Here is a 16222-nt window from a genome sequence, read left to right on the forward strand (position 1 = left end):
GGCGGATAAGCTAAAAAGTTGAGGTCCGTCCCTCAAAAATATAAGAAGGATGGTGCATGTGGTATGAAGCAGGCTTGGTGGAAGAGGTCGGTTGTGTATCAGATTTATCCGAAGAGTTTTTATGATACGTCGGGGAATGGCGTTGGGGATATTAAGGGAATTACGGCGAAGCTGGATTATTTGAAGGAGCTTGGGGTTGATGTGGTGTGGATCACGCCGATTTATAAGTCTCCTCAAAATGACAACGGCTATGACATTAGTGATTATTTTAATATTCACGAAGAGTACGGGACGATGGAGGATTTCGATGAGCTTCTGGAGGAAGCCCACTCACGAGGGATCAAGATCATCATGGATATCGTGATCAACCATACCTCTACGGAGAATCAGTGGTTCATTGAGTCCCGGAAGTCGAAGGATAATGAGTACCGTGACTTCTATATTTGGAAGGACGGCAAGGAGGACGGCTCCGAGCCGACCAACTGGCAGTCGAAGTTCGGGGGCAATGCGTGGCAGTATGATGAGGAAACAGGTCAATATTACCTTCACCTCTTTGACGTCACACAGGCCGATTTGAATTGGGAGAACGACAAGGTCCGTGAGAAGCTTTATGACATGATGCACTTCTGGCTGAAGAAAGGTGTCGACGGCTTCCGCCTGGACGTCATCAACCTCATCTCCAAAGATCAGGACTTCCCGGATGATGACGGATCGGTCGCTCCCGGGGACGGACGGAAGTTTTACACGGACGGGCCAAAGGTCCATGAGTATATGCAGGAAATGAACAAGGAAGTCTTTTCTCAATACGACATCATGACCGTCGGGGAAATGTCTTCAACGACGATCGACAACTGTATCAAGTACTCCAACCCGGACCGCAACGAGCTCAGCATGACGTTCAATTTCCATCACTTGAAAGTGGATTATCCGAACGGGGAGAAATGGTCGGTCGCCGACTTCGATTTCCTGAAATTGAAGGACATCCTCTCTACCTGGCAGCGCGAAATGCACAAAGGTGGCGGCTGGAACGCCCTCTTCTGGTGCAACCATGATCAGCCACGGATTGTGTCCCGCTACGGTGATGACGGTGAGTACCGCAACGAATCGGCAAAGATGCTCGCGACGACGATTCATATGATGCAGGGTACCCCTTATATCTATCAGGGGGAAGAGTTCGGAATGACGAATCCGAAGTTCACGAGCATCGAGGAGTACCGTGATGTGGAGTCCCTCAATACGTTCAATATATTGAAGGAACAAGGAAAAACGGAAGAAGAGATCCTCGAGATCCTCCGCCACAAGTCCCGCGACAACTCACGGACACCGGTACAGTGGAACAGTGACGAGAATGCCGGGTTCACGAGCGGCACCCCTTGGATCCCTGTGGCGAAGAACTATCAGGAAATCAATGCCGAACAGGCGCTGGAAGACGAAAACTCAGTCTTCTATCACTACCAGAAGTTGAACCGACTCCGCAAGGAATACGACATCATCGTCGACGGTGACTACCAACTGATCCTGGAAGATCACCCTGATATTTTTGCCTATGTGCGGAATGGTGACGGCGAAAAGCTGCTTGTGGTGAATAACTTCTATGCTCGCGAGACGGAGTTCACGCTTCCTGACGAGGTGGATGTGGAAGGCTGGTCGAGTGAGGTTCTGATTTCAAATTATGAGGATACGAGGAATGTGTATTCTCAAACCTCGCTTCGTCCTTATGAGTCTGTGGTGTTTCGATTAACAAAATAAAGAAGATCAGGCATTGTTCATATGGACAATGCCTTTTTCAATTTCACACGATTACAAACCCATAATATGGGTATATGGTAGTTAAGTCACGAAATATACTTCGGTACAAATAGCCCATACCCACTCACCTTTTCCATTTGATACCATAAATGAGTGCGTTTACTATTAAAAGGGGGATGAAAGTCTTGTCCTATTTATCATATTTAACTTCCCAACTCCATGAAAAAAGAGAGCAGATTGTTCGCTTAAGAAATTCCCACTCCATCCTCAATGCCCTTCAAAGTGAATTTCTTCAGCATCAATCATCCGTTACTGCACCAGACCTTACCCCGACTACCTGGCAGGGTACATTAGCCAACGCTTTCACGGAAATCCGGGAAGACATGTTATTTTCCTATAAAGAACTATCTCATAACCAAATGGATATGGCCATCACCACCATCGAAGACAAAATCGCCTCACTTCGGACAGAGATCCAGTCCCTCGAAACGAGCATCGCCAATGAACGTGCCCGAATCGAGCTGGAACAAAGTAAGGAATCAAGATGAAGATTAAATTTTTATTTATGCTTATCTGTATCACATTCACTTTACTGGGCTGCAGCCAGACAACTGCAGAGGAACCTAAAAAGGAAGAGGACGTAAAAGAAGAAAGCCTGGATCCGACTAAGCTTCTTCCCATTGGAACCGTCGTAAAGCTGTCTAAAGTGGATAAACCGGTCATGATTTATGGCTACAATCAAATCCAGGTGAGCACGAATAAACAATACGACTATATCGGGGTCCCTTACCCGGAAGGCAATATTTCTCCCGACTACAATGTTTTCTTTAATAGGAATCTGATCGAAGAGGTTTTACATAACGGCTACGTGACGGAGGAAGATAAGAAAATCCGTGAAGAAGCCGACCGCGAGGAAAATACTTACTAGGAGGTGTACCGATGTTCTCAGACAATCCATCCCTTAGAAAAATCATCCGGACCGGGCTCCTTGTATTTGCCATCATGGGGTTCATCAGCGGAACGATGCCACTTGCCATCATCAGCCCTGCCATTTTCACCGGCACTTCCATGCCTGAACAACTCCCGGCATTTATGGTCATTGCCGTTGTCAACTATGGTTTTGCCATCCTTTTACTTGGTGTCCGTTCTAAATTTTTCAAAAAGTAAACCGAAATATTTTTCAAGTTAACATTTAAACACTTTTATGGGATAATAAAGGAAAAAGGAGTTCCTGTAATGAACGCAACCGAAAAAGATCAACAGCTTCTTCATGAAATGGAAACAAAGCGTCTGGAACTTAAATACCTTGCCCAATACCATGGCTTTTCACATCCCAAAACAGTGAAACTCAGCCAGGAACTCGATGAACTATTTAACACGTACCACCAATTGAATCAAAAATAAAAGGCTGTGCCCCGGCACAGCCTTTCTTCATTATTCCGTAGCATCCTCTTCGCCTTCACTGGCCAAGAAGAAAATCGCCGCTACCTTCCATCCGTCTTCTTTCTTATGGAACACGGTTACTTGCTTCCCAGAACGGGTCACTTCCTTATCGCTGTTTGGATCCTTCGTCGTCGCTTTGATTTCTGCATACACATCCGCTTTCTTGCCTGCGTAGTTGATGATCTTCACATTATCCACGGTACGCTTCGAATCGACACTATCAAAGATCTGCTTCACATAGCGCTCTTCATCTTCGTACTTGAAGTTCACCGGTGTCTTCGAGATGACACTCATGTATGATTCGAAATCTTCTTCGTTAAAGGCATTGATATATTGATTAAAGGCAGCGTCGATCGCCGTTTTTTCCTCTGCAGGGATCCCTTCCGCTTCCTTCAGTTCACTTGCGTCCTCCACGATCTGCGTCATTTGGGTCAGGGATGCCGCTTCATCAGTTGCAGGATCATCTTTCGGGCTGACCTCTTCCGTCTTCTTTGCCGTCTCTTTGTCTTCCTTCTTCTCTTCGTCTGCCCCACAAGCACCCAATAGTAGCGTGCTCATGCCAATTCCCAACATGATTTTCTTCCAATGCTGTTTCGACAATGCTCTTCACCCTTTTCTAAAATTTGCACTATCTCCATTCTATTGAAAATATTCACAACACTCAAGTTCAATCTCATGTCTTCCTATTAATTATGGTAAAATAATAGCAGGTGATATTATGACGAAAAGCAATAAATACCAACAAATCTTCGAGGATCTCTCTGAAAAAATACAGAACGGCACGTATACAGCCAATTCGATTCTGCCATCGGAAAACGAGCTCTCGGTGATCTATGACACTTCCCGTGAGACCATTCGTAAAGCGCTTACATTATTGGCTCAAAAAGGGTTGATACAGAAACTGCGGGGCAAAGGCTCCCTCGTCCTTGACGTGTCACGAATGAGCTTTCCCATTTCAGGTCTGGTAAGCTTCAAAGAGCTCCAGACCTCCATGGGACGTGATCAAATCGAAACGTTCGTCCACGACTTTGGATTGATCTCAGCAGATGATGGGATCGCTACCCTACTCGAGACGTCCCGTGACGCTGAAATCTGGAAAGTCGTCCGCTCCCGCAAAATCGGCGGCGAAAGGATCATCCTGGACAAGTCCTATTTCCTGAAAGAACAAGTCCCTCTGCTGACAAAAGAAATATGCGAGAACTCCATCTATGAATATCTCGAAGGGGAACTCCAACTCCCCATCGATTTTGCCAAAAAAGAAATCGTAGTGGAAGAGTGTACGGATGAGGACCGGGAGTACCTGGATCTGAATGAATATGACCATGTGGTAGTTGTGAAGAACTATGTCCATCTAAAAGATGCGACGTTGTTTGAGTACACAGAATCACGGCACAGGCTGGACATGTTCCGGTTTGTGGATTTTGCACGGAGAAAGCATTAGATTGGTCCACTTCCAGGTTTGGGGAGTGGATTTTTATTTATGCGTTACGCGGTCAACCCCTATTCCGAAAAAATAAGTCCGTCAGTATATGCCCGGACTAATCTTATTTCATTCACCCGCTATGCTTTCGGCTTGCTCCGCCTGTTCTTCTTTCACATCTTCAACTTGCTTTTCTTCCTTGGCTTCTTCTATTACCTTTTCTTCTGGCTGCGCCTTACTGCTTGCATCTTCTTCTACTTGAGGAGTATCTGTCGGCTTTTCCTCCTGTTCGTGCTCTTTGACAACAGGCGTCTTCGCTTCTTCCTCTTCATCCATTACTGGAGATTTTCCTTCGGCATCAGTCGCTTTCTCCTTAGGTTCCGCCTTTTCCGTTTCTTCTACTTTTGTTTCATCTTGTTCCTCTGGCTTTTCTTCCACTTTCTTTTCAGCCGTTTCCGGCACAATCGGTTGGATCATTTCCGCCGGATCCACCGCAACGCTGAAGGTCTCATCCACATAATTGACAAACCCCTTGATGTGGTAGTCCACCGACGTTGCCTCACACCCACCGCTTTGGTCTGAGATGGCATTCGGTGCGGTATGTAAGGATGCACCGGGTTTCAACTTTTGACTGATCAACCGTTCCTCCCCGCTTCCGGTTTGAAGGAGGATCGTTACGGTGGTACTCATATCCGAAATATTTTTGACAGACAGCGAATGTTCAATGGAGCAATCGTCTCCGTATGTGATTTCCGAGGAACCAATCTGCAGCAAGTCTTCCGTTATGGCATTTTGAATGGTGCCCGACGCACTCGTTTCCGAGGTGAACCATGCATATGTTCCTGGTAAACTCGTAAAGGCAGTTGAAATGAAATAAATGAAGGAAAGGATAAGGAAGGTACAAAACGCAATGAGGGGACGATTCCCTATTAGTCCATTATGTAGCGAATTCATTCGGTTCTCCTTTCAATAAAGATAGGCAGCCTGAGTGCGACTGCCCCATCATTAACATTTATTTATTTCTTGTTTTCAAACTTCGCACCTTGGTCAGTCTGTTTCGCCTCAACCATTAGATTTCCGCTATATTTTGCACCTTGATACTCATTTCCAGCACTTTGGTCAAGCTTCACATCGAATGCCATTGTAATGTATTGATCTTCTTCTAGCGTGAAGAACTCGTCATTACCGAATTTAAAGACCTTATCTCCCTCGGAAGAAGATTTCGCAAGATTCGACATCGCCTGCACTTCTTCTACAGTCGCTTCTCCTGTCACAACCTCTACCCCTTTAGGCAATTCCGCAACAGCAGATTTAGCCATACTCATTTGAGGATTATGATTCCCATTGAAGAATCCTTTTTCCCATGCCATTCTCCAATCTTTCAATTTATCCATATTTGGCTTTTCTTTATACTTAAACGCCATATAGTAGATTTTATAGGGATCAGCTGAAGCTTTATCCACCGTTCCTGTGTAGGTTAACCTTAAATTTTGCTTTAAATTTCCGGTGTTTTCAAGGGTAAATATATCTCCATACACTACTTGCGACGGTGCAAACTTTGCACCTGTGAATAATGGCGTTGTAATGGCTTCACCGTTATTAACAGATAATGTTCCGTTTTCAATCGTTCCTGCTGCCGATGTACTTGAAGTAAACCAAGAATATGTACCATATCCTGCACTTACGACTAAAGCCCCTGCCAATGATGTTGCCAATAATGCTTTTTTTACTGATTTCATAAAATGAATTCCTCCTCGAATTTTGTATACTCTATTTTTCTTTCATTGAACCCGGATACGTTTAACCTTTCGATGATACAGTATCTTCCTTACGGTTATAATGTCTCTTCGTGCGCTCGAATACTTCAATTAGAATAAAGAGAAGAAATGGCAGCAGAACAAAAAGGGAAAAGCCAATCTTGCTCGAAATGAATTTTGCTACATACCCTGCATTTGGCAGAATGACGGCCACTTTCCCTATCAAGCTATCAGTTGTCACCTTCCAGCTATCTTCGACATTATTATTATCCCCTTTTGTCATGAAGCCTTCAGGGGTAACCTCCACCACACGGTGAGTGACAACCTTCTGATCGGCAGTTCGAAACGTGATGATATCCTTTTCCTTTACATCCGCTGCATCCTTTTCCTTTACGAATATCATGTCCCCCGCGCTGATTTTGGGTTCCATGCTGTTTGTCAGGACTGTTAACGGCTTGTACCCAAAAAAGGATGGAATCTTACCAGGGTTCTGTTGTGCCTGATACGTTACGAATAAGAGAAACACGATACAACATAGAACAGATATCGACAGGAGATAAGTGAACATTTTCAACAATTTTCTTCCCAATTCATCACATCCTCCTATTGTAGTTATCGCCTGTATTCACAAATTTACTAGACTTAGATAAAAGTGTCAACGTTATAACGAACAAAAATGTTCGTTAAAAAGCGACAAATTATTCATAGATCCATTTTCTTTTATTACATTTAAAAAATAAGTCGTAGTAAGGGTTAGAGGAAGGAAACAAGATTAAAAGGGTTCTTGACCTCAGAAATATCCCCTTCCAATATGTCGTAATTTGGTGAGCGACTCTTCTAGAATTGTGAATTTTAATAGAATAATATGGGAATGTACCATAAAACATTTAGGGGGTTACGTATGAACAAGTTATTTAAAACAGGGATCACCTCGGTTGTGATGGCAGGAACTTTATTCGCTGGTATTCCAGTCAGTTCGTCTGCGTCAGCAAGTGTAGTGGCAGAAAATCATGTAAAAAAATCGAATTCACATTTCATCGGGACATTGGATGCTTCATTGATCAATGATGAGAGATTGCTAGCATCATTAATCAAGCAAGGGAAGATTTCATCCAAGGCTTCTGATGCCTCCAAGCAAAAAGCGTTGGAAAAGTATATTGAACTGAAAGGAAAGAAAGTGGACGATGCTAATGCTAAAGATTCCCTCGCTCCTAAGGTAAAGGCTGCAGAATCTGACAAGCACCAGAAGTTCAAGAACGAAACCAAGAAAAGCAGTGGGAAATTACAAGGAAGCACAAAGCATCCGGAGCCGGTAAAGGAGTCTCCTTCACCAGGAGTAGTTAAAAAAGGGAAGTTGCTTACCATCATGGTAGAGTACTCGGATTTCGCTCACAACAATATTAAACCAAGTGAAACCGATAACTACTATGCTGATTATAATACGGAGCACTTTGAAGAGATGATCTTCGGGGAAGATGGCGTAACGGGTCCAAATGGGGAAAATTTCGTCTCCCAAAAGCAGTTTTATGAAGAGCAATCAGGCGGAACGTATACAGTCGAAGGGAAAGCGTATGGATGGCTGAAGGTTCCTGGTACAGCGAAGTTCTACGGAGCTGACAGATCAACGGGAGGACATGATAATGTTACACCGGGTGGATCAAAACAGTTAGTTAAAGATACTTATGCTGCAGCACTTGCGGCAGGAATACCACTGGAGGATTATGACTTAGAAGATCCCCATGATATAGATGGAGATGGAAACTACTGGGAGCCAGATGGATTAGTCGATCACTTGCAGATCATCCACTCCGGTATGGGACAGGAAGCTGGAGGCGGCTCATTATTCGATAATGCCATCTGGTCTCACAGATCCGCGGTAGTAGTTGATCCAGATGGCATTGGAAATGGTAAACCTGGTTTCTATGACTACACGATGATGCCGGAAGATGGCGCAACAGGTGTATTCGCTCATGAGTACGGTCATGACCTGGGTTTGCCGGATGAATATGACACAATCTATTCAGGTGAGGGGGATGCGGTCGAGTACTGGTCGATCATGTCAGCAGGTTCATGGGCTGGTAAAGTGCCTGGAACAGAACCGACTGGTTTCTCCCCATGGGCTAAATCTTACTTACAATCGACACTTGGTGGAAATTGGACAAAGCCAACCGTTGTCGACTTTGAAGATTTAAAGAAAAAAGGAACGAACTTCCTTCTGGATCAGGCGAATTCTCCTAATGGACAAAACCATCAGGCGATTCAAGTGAATTTACCTCAGAAGAAGACAGCCATCAATACCCCTGCTTCCGGAAGCTACGAATATTGGGGCGGCCAGAAAGATGAAATCGATACAAACATGGTGACGGATGTTGACTTAACAGGAAAGTCCTCTGCAAAGCTGACGTTCGACGCTTGGTATGATATTGAAGAACAATGGGATTTTGGATTTGTCCAAGTTTCTACGGATAATGGTTCTACATGGACATCTTTAGGGAATGAAAATACAAGAAGCGATGTGGTGGCAGAAGGGTATCCGACCATTTTGACCTCTATGCCGGGCTTCACAGGAAATTCCAATGGCTGGAAGGCCCAAACGTTCGACTTAAATCAATATGCAGGCCAAAAAATCAAATTAAGATTGCGTTATGCAACTGACTGGGGCACAAGTCTGACTGGATTCTTCGCTGACAACATCAAGGTTGTGGCAGATGGTGCTACTGTATTCAGTGATGGTGCTGAATCAACCAGCTCACCATTCACATTGAATGGATTCGAACGATTTGACGGATATAAATATTCTGATCACTACTACTTAATGGAATGGCGTAACCATCAAGGTGTGGACGAAGGTCTTGCCCACATCGCACGTGGCAACTCATTGATGAGCTACGATGGCGGCCTTGTCGTCTGGTATGTGGATGATACGTACACTGATAACTGGACAGGCATCCATCCTGGTGACGGATTCCTTGGAGTCGTCGACGCTCACGATGACACGAATTTAGTCTGGAGTACTGGAGTGAAGGCTTCAAGTCGCTACCATGTGGCAGATGCAGCATTTAACTTCATGCCGACGTCAGGATTGAACTTGATTTACCCTACTCAAACCCTGACGTTCCCAAGTCAGCGCGGAGTTCCTTTATTTAACGATATGAAGGATTATAACAACTCCTACCTGCCGGATGCCGGGCGTAATATCAGCCATTACGGGCTGAAAGTACTTGTAAACGATCAGGCAAAAGACAAATCGGTTGGTTCGATCATTTTGTCTAAGTAGGATAAAAGGATAATACACTAAATGATTAACGCCTGGACAAGGAGCGGTTCTTTCCTTGTCCAGGCGTTTTTTGGACTCTATAGATGCCCTTCATTTAACTCTATAGCCCCCTCTTCCTCAATCAATCCAAAAAACGACCCTCCTACCAGGAAGGGTCGCTTTCTCAACAACAAATTAACAATACTCTATCTATCAACCGGTGCTTATCGCACTTCCACCCAGCCGTTCTTGATGGCAGTCACTACTGCCTGGGTCCGGTCGTTCACGTTCATTTTTTGTAGTATATTACTTACATGATTTTTAACAGTCTTTTCACTAATATATAATCCTTCACCGATACCGCGGTTGCTTTTCCCGTCTGCAAGCATTTGCAGGACTTCACATTCACGGCGCGTTAACAGATGAAGCGGGCGGCGAACTTCGGATTGCTGGAACCCGCCTGAGTTCTGGGCGTTTGCCAGGCGCTTGTATTCTGCAACCAGATTATGCGTCACTTTAGGATGGACGTATGATCCGCCTTCAGCGACGATTTTCACAGCGTCAACCAATGCGTCTGAGTCCATTTCTTTTAACAAGTAACCAAGTGCACCCGTTTTCAGCGCATGGTTCACATAGTTCTCATCATCGTGAATGGACAGGATGATGACTTTCGTATCCGGGTATTTGTCCATTAACTCACGAGTCGCTTCCACGCCGTTTGTCTCAGGCATGTTGATATCCATGAGGACTACGTCTGGTTCATGTGCTTCGACGAGGTTCATTGCTTCTGAACCGTCATCACCTTCTGCTACTACGTTGAAAGAAGGTTCGAATTCGAGGATTCGTTTAACCCCTTCCCTGAAAAGCTGATGATCGTCAATGATAACAATATTTGTTGCCATGTCTTTCGCCTCCCTAAACCTTCGAAAATTTACGTATTAAGCGGAACATGGATCAGAATGACCGTCCCTGTCCCTACTTTTGAGTCAATCGTGATGTCTCCTTCGAGAAGGTCGACACGTTCTTTCATCCCCATGATTCCAAAGGATCCTGTTTTCTGTTTATCTTTATCGAATCCTTTGCCGTTGTCTTTGATGACAACTATTATTTGGTCTTTCTTTACTTCTACTTTAACTTGGATATGCGTGGCTTCTGCGTGCTTAAGGGCATTCTGGACACTTTCTTGTACCAACCGGAACAGAGCGACTTCGAATTTGGAAGGAAGTCTGATATCGAGCCCCATATTCACAAACTGTATGGAGGTCTCCTGGTTATACTCTTCGATTGTACTCAAGTATTTTTTGAGGGTCGGAATCAATCCGAGGTCATCAAGCGCCATCGGTCTGAGATCATAGATGATGCGGCGGACCTCATACAGGGCTGAACGGACCATCCGTTTTAGATCCCGGATTTCCGTGATGGCATGCTCTGTACTCTTTTCCTTGAACACCCGCTCAATCAGATCCGAGCGAATCATCACATTGGCCATCATTTGTGCAGGGCCGTCATGGATCTCCCGGGATAAGCGTTTCCGCTCGTCCTCCTGGGCTTCGATGATCCTGAGACCGAAATCCTGACGCTGCTTCGCGTCCTCAAGCGCCTCACCAACTTGCCTTAAGTCACTATTCAAATAATTGAGAACGACGGATATCTGAGAGCAGAGATTCTCTGCCTTTTCAATCGTGTCCCCGAGTGCCTGCAAGCGTCTTTCCAGTTCATCCCTGCGGCTCCGAAGCTGCTTTTCCTGCTGTCTGTTCATGGATAGCTTCATCTGCAGGTCATGAGCCTTCTCGTACGCTTCTCTTACCTGGTCTTCTGAATAAGTTTGGAAATGCTTGCTGACTTCAGATAGTCTGAGCCGTGCAAACTTTGATTTCTGCTGGAGATCATCTCCCTCATCAATCACCCTCAGAACCATTTCTTTCACTTCCAGTAATTCTCTCATCAATTCTTCATAATCAGTTCGACATTGCTCGCCAATCTGGAAGATCTCATCCTTACTTTCGTCAACCGTATCGACCATCTTTTTCAGGATGCTATCCAACATCTTGGTGTCTATTTTTTTAAGTGACACGGTACACCCCTCTTTTGTTCCACAATAGTCGTCTGCCTAGGTCATGAAAACTATCCTTGCATAGTAATAATCGGTATTATAAGCTCTAGACATCATGTCCAAAGACCTAACGTTCATCTATAATAAAACGTACCTATTATCAATTCAATGGAAAGTCACGAAACTCCTTTATTCATCTAGGCATATTCCTATGTAATACTTCTACCAAGGGATTATTCGCTCCAGGAATAATAGAGAAACAATGGCAATTTTCTAGACCATTCGGCTTCCCTAAAGAAGCGTTGGAACAACTGAAGTATTACTATCAGCGTCCATTATACCATGTCACATATTGTCGGAGATTAAAGTTTGATTACATTGTATTACCATTATTTCATGTAGAACCAGTTTTCGCCTCGAAAAATCACTCGAATTGTGCATTCTTCACCATTTTTCTATATAGTAGAATTAGGATATAAGCTCGGACTTTGTCGCAAGCTTCGGCAATCGTGAAAGGAGAAATGATTTTGCTACATCACTATAATACCGTCAAGGGTTACGGAGAAAATGAAATCACTATCGAACGCTCAAGATTCATCACCTATGTGAATCGGGTCGAGACCGAGGAAGAAGCCCAGGAATTTATCGCATCGATCAAAAAGAAGCACCATGATGCCAATCATAACTGTTCTGCCTATATGATCGGTGAACAGAATATGATCCAGAAAGCGAACGATGACGGGGAGCCGAGTGGGACTGGAGGCGTTCCCATGCTTGAAGTGTTGAAGAAGCGGGATCTGAAAGATACTGTGGTCGTCGTGACTCGCTATTTTGGTGGAATCAAGCTTGGTGCAGGCGGTCTGATCCGTGCGTATGGACGGGCTGTGTCAGAAGGACTTAACGCCACTGGTATTGTCGAGAGACGTCTGATGCGGGTCATGAAGACGAAAATCGATTATACGTGGCTCGGTAAGGTCGAAAATGAAGTCCGGTCGTCTCACTATCAATTGAAAGACATTCATTATTTGGATGCTGTTGAGGTTGAAGTGTATGTGGAGGAAGCATCTAAGAATCAGTTCGAGGATTGGATGACGGAGCTTACGAATGGGCAGGGTGAAATCCATGAGAGTAATGTAGTCTATTTAGAACATGATATTAATACCCCTCTTTAATCAATCTAAAACATAAACGTAAATGAATCTTAATACTAGTTTTCATTTCAAACGGACTTGTAATCGTTTATAATTGTCTAATGGATCAAATTTAAAGGATGATATAAATATGAAGGATTTCAATGAAGATAGACTTCGTCACGCCAGAAAGATCAGGAGAAAAAGAAGAAAAAGAATCATACTGACAATCATAAGTATCTTTTTATTAATATCCATAGGCGGATTGAGCTTTATGGCTTATAAATCTTATTCAGCATTAGACAATACCTATTCAGAGATAGAACGGGGAGCTAAATCGAAGCTCCGGGATGAACAAGTATATGTTTCGAATGATCCTTTTTCAGTGCTATTGCTGGGTGTAGAAGATTACTCAAGTGAACATGACAAAGGAAGATCCGATACTATCATGGTTGCTACGTTTAATCCAAAAGATCAAACAATGAAATTAGTAAGTATCCCTAGAGACACCTTAGTAGATATTCCTGATAACGGTGAAAATAAAATCAATCACTCCTTTGCCTATGGGGGTAAAGAATTAGTGATAGATACCGTAGAGAATTTTCTTAATATACCTATAGATTATTACGTAACGGTTAATTTTAATGGATTTAAAAATATCATTGATGAAGTTGGCGGTGTCACAGTAGATGTGCCATTCGATTTCTATGATATCAATAAAGAGTGGGACAAGTTTTACTTTAAAGAAGGTAAGCAAAAGCTGAACGGTGAAGAAGCACTGGTTTATGCAAGAATGCGCAAAAAAGATCCACGTGGAGACTTCGGACGAAATGAAAGACAGAGACAAATTGTCACGAGCCTCATTGATAAGGCACTGTCCCCAAAAACGTTCTTAAAAGTTGACGATCTTGCGGAAGAAGTCGGAAGTAACGTAGAAACAAATATGAAGATTAAAGAAGGACTTGCTTTCCTTCAGAAGTATAAAGATTTCTCATCATCTTCATTAGAGCAAATAGAGTTCTCAGGTACTGATGAATATTATAGTGGGGTATACTACTTTATCCCTGATGAAGAAAAAACAGATGAAATCATCAAGGAATTACAGCATCACCTACAATATACACCTCCAGAAACGGAGGATACTGATGAGGAATCATCTTCTTATTAACTTTTTAATAAGAGAAGGCATTCACCTTTAAGGGTGAATGCCTTCTCTTTATTTCTCTTTATATCCTTTCATCGTTTCTATATTCCTTGAATAGTTCAGGAATTAGGAGGATGAATAGGCTTAGCATGATCCCTACTAGGAAGCCGAAGATGGCTTTTTTAAGTGGGTTGTTGGTAGAAGTAGAGACCGTTACAGGTTCTAATTGTTTAGTTTCCCTGAAATTTTCAAGGGTAAATTCATTTTCTGTTTTGTACTCCAACTCTTCTCTTTCCAGATAACCTCTATTCTTCTTTGTCTCCTTAACCCTTTCTAATCCATCTTCTACCAATTTGATTTTATCATTAAGTTTTTTTTCAGAAATGCTCAAGAAATATCCAGACAATCCAAGAACAATTTCTTCAGACTTATTCTTTTCTTTAGATGTGTACTTCATTTCTATGACTTTATCCCCTTGTTCTTCAATGCTAAACCCATCTTTTATTTCATTAGGAGAATAATCAAGGTTCTCTTCTTTTATAACCTCTTTCAAGGGGTTTTCAGATTGATAATATGTTTTGACAACACTCGGGTTGGTCAATTTTTCATTCTCAAAATTCCCTAACACAATTTTAGTCGACGCAGTATAAGTAGTCTCCTTCCCCATCTCCATGAAGGAAGCAATACCAGCCGTAACGATCGGAATGATACAAAGAAGAATAAAGAGTTTTTTGAATCTATGGATGATTGATGCTGCCATTTGTTTTAACAATGTGATCTTCACCTTTCTTTTTCATATAAACAAAGCCTATACATACTCCAATGAACAACCAGTTATAGTGAAGCGCCATAAAGGAATTGGGGCTGATGCTGGCCATTGTGAAGGCACCCAGGCCGCAAATCAATGCTTCTCCCATGTATCGACTTGCCTGATCATGATTTGTCCTTACTATCTTCACCAATTGAATAAATAAGTAAAGCAGTAACAGAATGTATCCCACAAAGATAACGACACCGTAATGTATCAGTACTTCAGCCCACCAATTATGCACATTGTAATCACCTGAAGTGTCATATACCTGGAACTTTTTCATGTATAATTCGATATTTCCAGGTGCCACCCCAAATCCGAAGGAATCACCCAAAAATACCGTGACGTTCTTTAATAGGTTCTCTCTTATACTGACCGAATCGCCACCACCCTCTGTTGGAAGAAGTGTAGCGAGTTCTTTCCCTACAGACCCTAATACTCCTGATACTTTATCCCATAAAAAGATCACTACCGGAAGGAAAAATAAACAACCGGCCAGAGATAGCCTCAACCTTTGAGATGGATTCAAAACGAATAGAAACCATACAATCAAGCCGAGAAGTATAGCAATGTAGTTTGCTCTCGATGAAGCGAGGACGATTAAGTAAATGGAGCATACCATGCCGGATAAACCGATTAGCTTGTAAGCCAGAGACTTTCCGTTTTTCAACAAGGAAAGGAAGAAGAAACTGGCTATGGCCAGGAAGCTTGCAAAATCATTTTCGTTTGTAAAGACTGCTGTCGGGATCCCTTTTTGATACTGAGCGACATGGTTGATCCTGGATATCGGAAGATGGATTTGAAAGAAATGGTTGATCAGTCCTATTCCTACAAGGAGGAGGGACATGATGATCCAATAGAAATATAACTCTTTATAGTCTTCTTCATTTCGATAGACTAATAAAATGAGGTAAATAAGGAAAATTCCACTTGCCAGGAATATGATATCCTGTATGGTATTCATCGGATTGATCGACCAGGAAAGAGCGAAAAAGCCGAAGAAGAGCCATAGCCCACCAAAACTTGTAAAAATATTTCCCTTTATCCTGCTAAGACCGGTAACGATATACTTATTTTGATAATAAATGAAGCCTATTAACATGAAAATACACCATGCTAATAAGATCCTGAACGGATAAATAGTAAACCCTGCAACCTTATAGAGAGGTACTGCCGCCCCTATGAAGGACGAGAGGACCAGTAAACTGACTGCAATATGGAAACGGTGGGCTTTTTTCCACCATCTATGCCAGATATAAGTCACTCCACCCAATCCTGTCACTGCGACAAAGGCGACTATAAAGAGCTTTTGTAGATCCACTCCCTTTAGCATGACCCCTAGATAGGCTAGTAGGAGTATGATAGCGAGCCCTATAAAAGAAACATGGTACTTCGTTTTGGCATATGTATTCATAAGATCATCACCTAATAATTAGAGGCTGTCAGAAACAGCCTCTAA

The 16222-nt window shown here is 43.0% G+C and carries 17 protein-coding genes; 9 read left to right on the forward strand and 8 right to left on the reverse strand.

The window, feature by feature from the left end; genetic code table 11:
* The first annotated feature begins 63 nt into the window (after positions 1 to 63).
* The 5 genes from treC to P8596_RS22455 all read left to right on the forward strand — a co-directional run bounded on the left by treC (position 64) and on the right by P8596_RS22455 (position 3153).
* Positions 64 to 1749 carry an alpha,alpha-phosphotrehalase gene (gene treC / locus P8596_RS22435; RefSeq protein WP_279725248.1) on the forward strand — a complete coding sequence of 562 codons (1686 nt, stop codon included), beginning with the start codon at positions 64 to 66 and terminating at the stop codon, positions 1747 to 1749.
* A gap of 185 nt (positions 1750 to 1934) precedes the next feature.
* Positions 1935 to 2297, forward strand: coding sequence for a YwqH-like family protein (locus P8596_RS22440; RefSeq protein WP_279725249.1), 363 nt, complete (start codon positions 1935 to 1937; stop codon positions 2295 to 2297).
* Positions 2294 to 2677 carry a DUF4176 domain-containing protein gene (locus tag P8596_RS22445; protein WP_279725251.1) on the forward strand — a complete coding sequence of 128 codons (384 nt, stop codon included), beginning with the start codon at positions 2294 to 2296 and terminating at the stop codon, positions 2675 to 2677. The genes P8596_RS22440 and P8596_RS22445 overlap by 4 nt, the downstream gene beginning before the upstream one ends.
* Before the next feature lie 11 nt (positions 2678 to 2688).
* Positions 2689 to 2916 carry a hypothetical protein gene (locus tag P8596_RS22450; RefSeq protein ID WP_224521703.1) on the forward strand — a complete coding sequence of 76 codons (228 nt, stop codon included), beginning with the start codon at positions 2689 to 2691 and terminating at the stop codon, positions 2914 to 2916.
* 69 nt (positions 2917 to 2985) lie between these two features.
* On the forward strand, positions 2986 to 3153 hold the full coding sequence (locus P8596_RS22455) for an aspartyl-phosphate phosphatase Spo0E family protein (RefSeq protein ID WP_224521702.1): 168 nt from the start codon (positions 2986 to 2988) through the stop codon (positions 3151 to 3153).
* 30 nt (positions 3154 to 3183) lie between these two features.
* Here the strand turns inward: P8596_RS22455 and P8596_RS22460 are convergent, their stop codons facing one another.
* Complete coding sequence (locus tag P8596_RS22460; protein ID WP_224521701.1) at positions 3184 to 3792, reverse strand: Cif family virulence factor; 609 nt, start codon at positions 3790 to 3792, stop codon at positions 3184 to 3186.
* A gap of 118 nt (positions 3793 to 3910) precedes the next feature.
* Here P8596_RS22460 and treR point away from each other — a divergent pair, with 118 nt between their 5' ends.
* Positions 3911 to 4633 (forward strand): trehalose operon repressor, encoded by a 723-nt coding sequence (gene treR / locus P8596_RS22465; protein ID WP_279725252.1) that lies wholly within the window; start codon positions 3911 to 3913, stop codon positions 4631 to 4633.
* Between the two features lie 108 nt (positions 4634 to 4741).
* On the opposite strand, the gene P8596_RS22470 is transcribed toward treR, so the two are convergent.
* From P8596_RS22470 to P8596_RS22480, 3 genes are all read right to left on the reverse strand, one after another.
* The gene (locus P8596_RS22470; RefSeq protein WP_279725254.1) at positions 4742 to 5566 is read right to left on the reverse strand and encodes a hypothetical protein; all 825 of its coding nucleotides are present in this window, start codon (positions 5564 to 5566) and stop codon (positions 4742 to 4744) included.
* Positions 5567 to 5628: 62 nt separating this feature from the next.
* A complete protein-coding gene (locus P8596_RS22475; protein WP_279725255.1) occupies positions 5629 to 6351 on the reverse strand; it encodes a hypothetical protein in 723 nt (240 codons plus the stop codon).
* A gap of 61 nt (positions 6352 to 6412) precedes the next feature.
* On the reverse strand, positions 6413 to 6958 hold the full coding sequence (locus P8596_RS22480) for a signal peptidase I (protein ID WP_279725256.1): 546 nt from the start codon (positions 6956 to 6958) through the stop codon (positions 6413 to 6415).
* A gap of 312 nt (positions 6959 to 7270) precedes the next feature.
* Here P8596_RS22480 and P8596_RS22485 point away from each other — a divergent pair, with 312 nt between their 5' ends.
* Entirely contained in the window at positions 7271 to 9646 is a 2376-nt protein-coding gene (locus tag P8596_RS22485) for an immune inhibitor A domain-containing protein (RefSeq protein ID WP_279725257.1), read from the forward strand.
* A gap of 203 nt (positions 9647 to 9849) precedes the next feature.
* Here P8596_RS22485 and P8596_RS22490 read toward each other — a convergent pair whose 3' ends face one another.
* Positions 9850 to 10527, reverse strand: coding sequence for a response regulator (locus tag P8596_RS22490; protein WP_034765382.1), 678 nt, complete (start codon positions 10525 to 10527; stop codon positions 9850 to 9852).
* A 29-nt stretch (positions 10528 to 10556) separates the two neighbouring features.
* Positions 10557 to 11699: a sensor histidine kinase gene (locus P8596_RS22495; RefSeq protein ID WP_279725258.1), complete on the reverse strand. Its 1143-nt coding sequence runs from the start codon at positions 11697 to 11699 to the stop codon at positions 10557 to 10559.
* Positions 11700 to 12205: 506 nt separating this feature from the next.
* On the opposite strand from P8596_RS22495, the gene P8596_RS22500 reads away from it, so the two are divergent.
* Together P8596_RS22500 and P8596_RS22505 are read left to right on the forward strand one after the other, a co-directional pair.
* Positions 12206 to 12850 (forward strand): YigZ family protein, encoded by a 645-nt coding sequence (locus P8596_RS22500; RefSeq protein WP_279725259.1) that lies wholly within the window; start codon positions 12206 to 12208, stop codon positions 12848 to 12850.
* Between the two features lie 109 nt (positions 12851 to 12959).
* Entirely contained in the window at positions 12960 to 13976 is a 1017-nt protein-coding gene (locus P8596_RS22505; RefSeq protein ID WP_279725260.1) for an LCP family protein, read from the forward strand.
* 58 nt (positions 13977 to 14034) lie between these two features.
* On the opposite strand, the gene P8596_RS22510 is transcribed toward P8596_RS22505, so the two are convergent.
* Positions 14035 to 14724, reverse strand: a complete 690-nt coding sequence (locus P8596_RS22510) for a YveK family protein (protein WP_279725261.1) — start codon at positions 14722 to 14724, stop codon at positions 14035 to 14037.
* Positions 14690 to 16177 carry an O-antigen ligase family protein gene (locus P8596_RS22515; RefSeq protein ID WP_279725262.1) on the reverse strand — a complete coding sequence of 496 codons (1488 nt, stop codon included), beginning with the start codon at positions 16175 to 16177 and terminating at the stop codon, positions 14690 to 14692. Before P8596_RS22515 ends, P8596_RS22510 begins: the two co-directional genes overlap by 35 nt.
* Positions 16178 to 16222: the final 45 nt, after the last annotated feature.

It is taken from the genome of Rossellomorea sp. DA94 (assembly GCF_029834455.1).
Lineage (GTDB): Bacteria > Bacillota > Bacilli > Bacillales > Bacillaceae_B > Rossellomorea > Rossellomorea vietnamensis.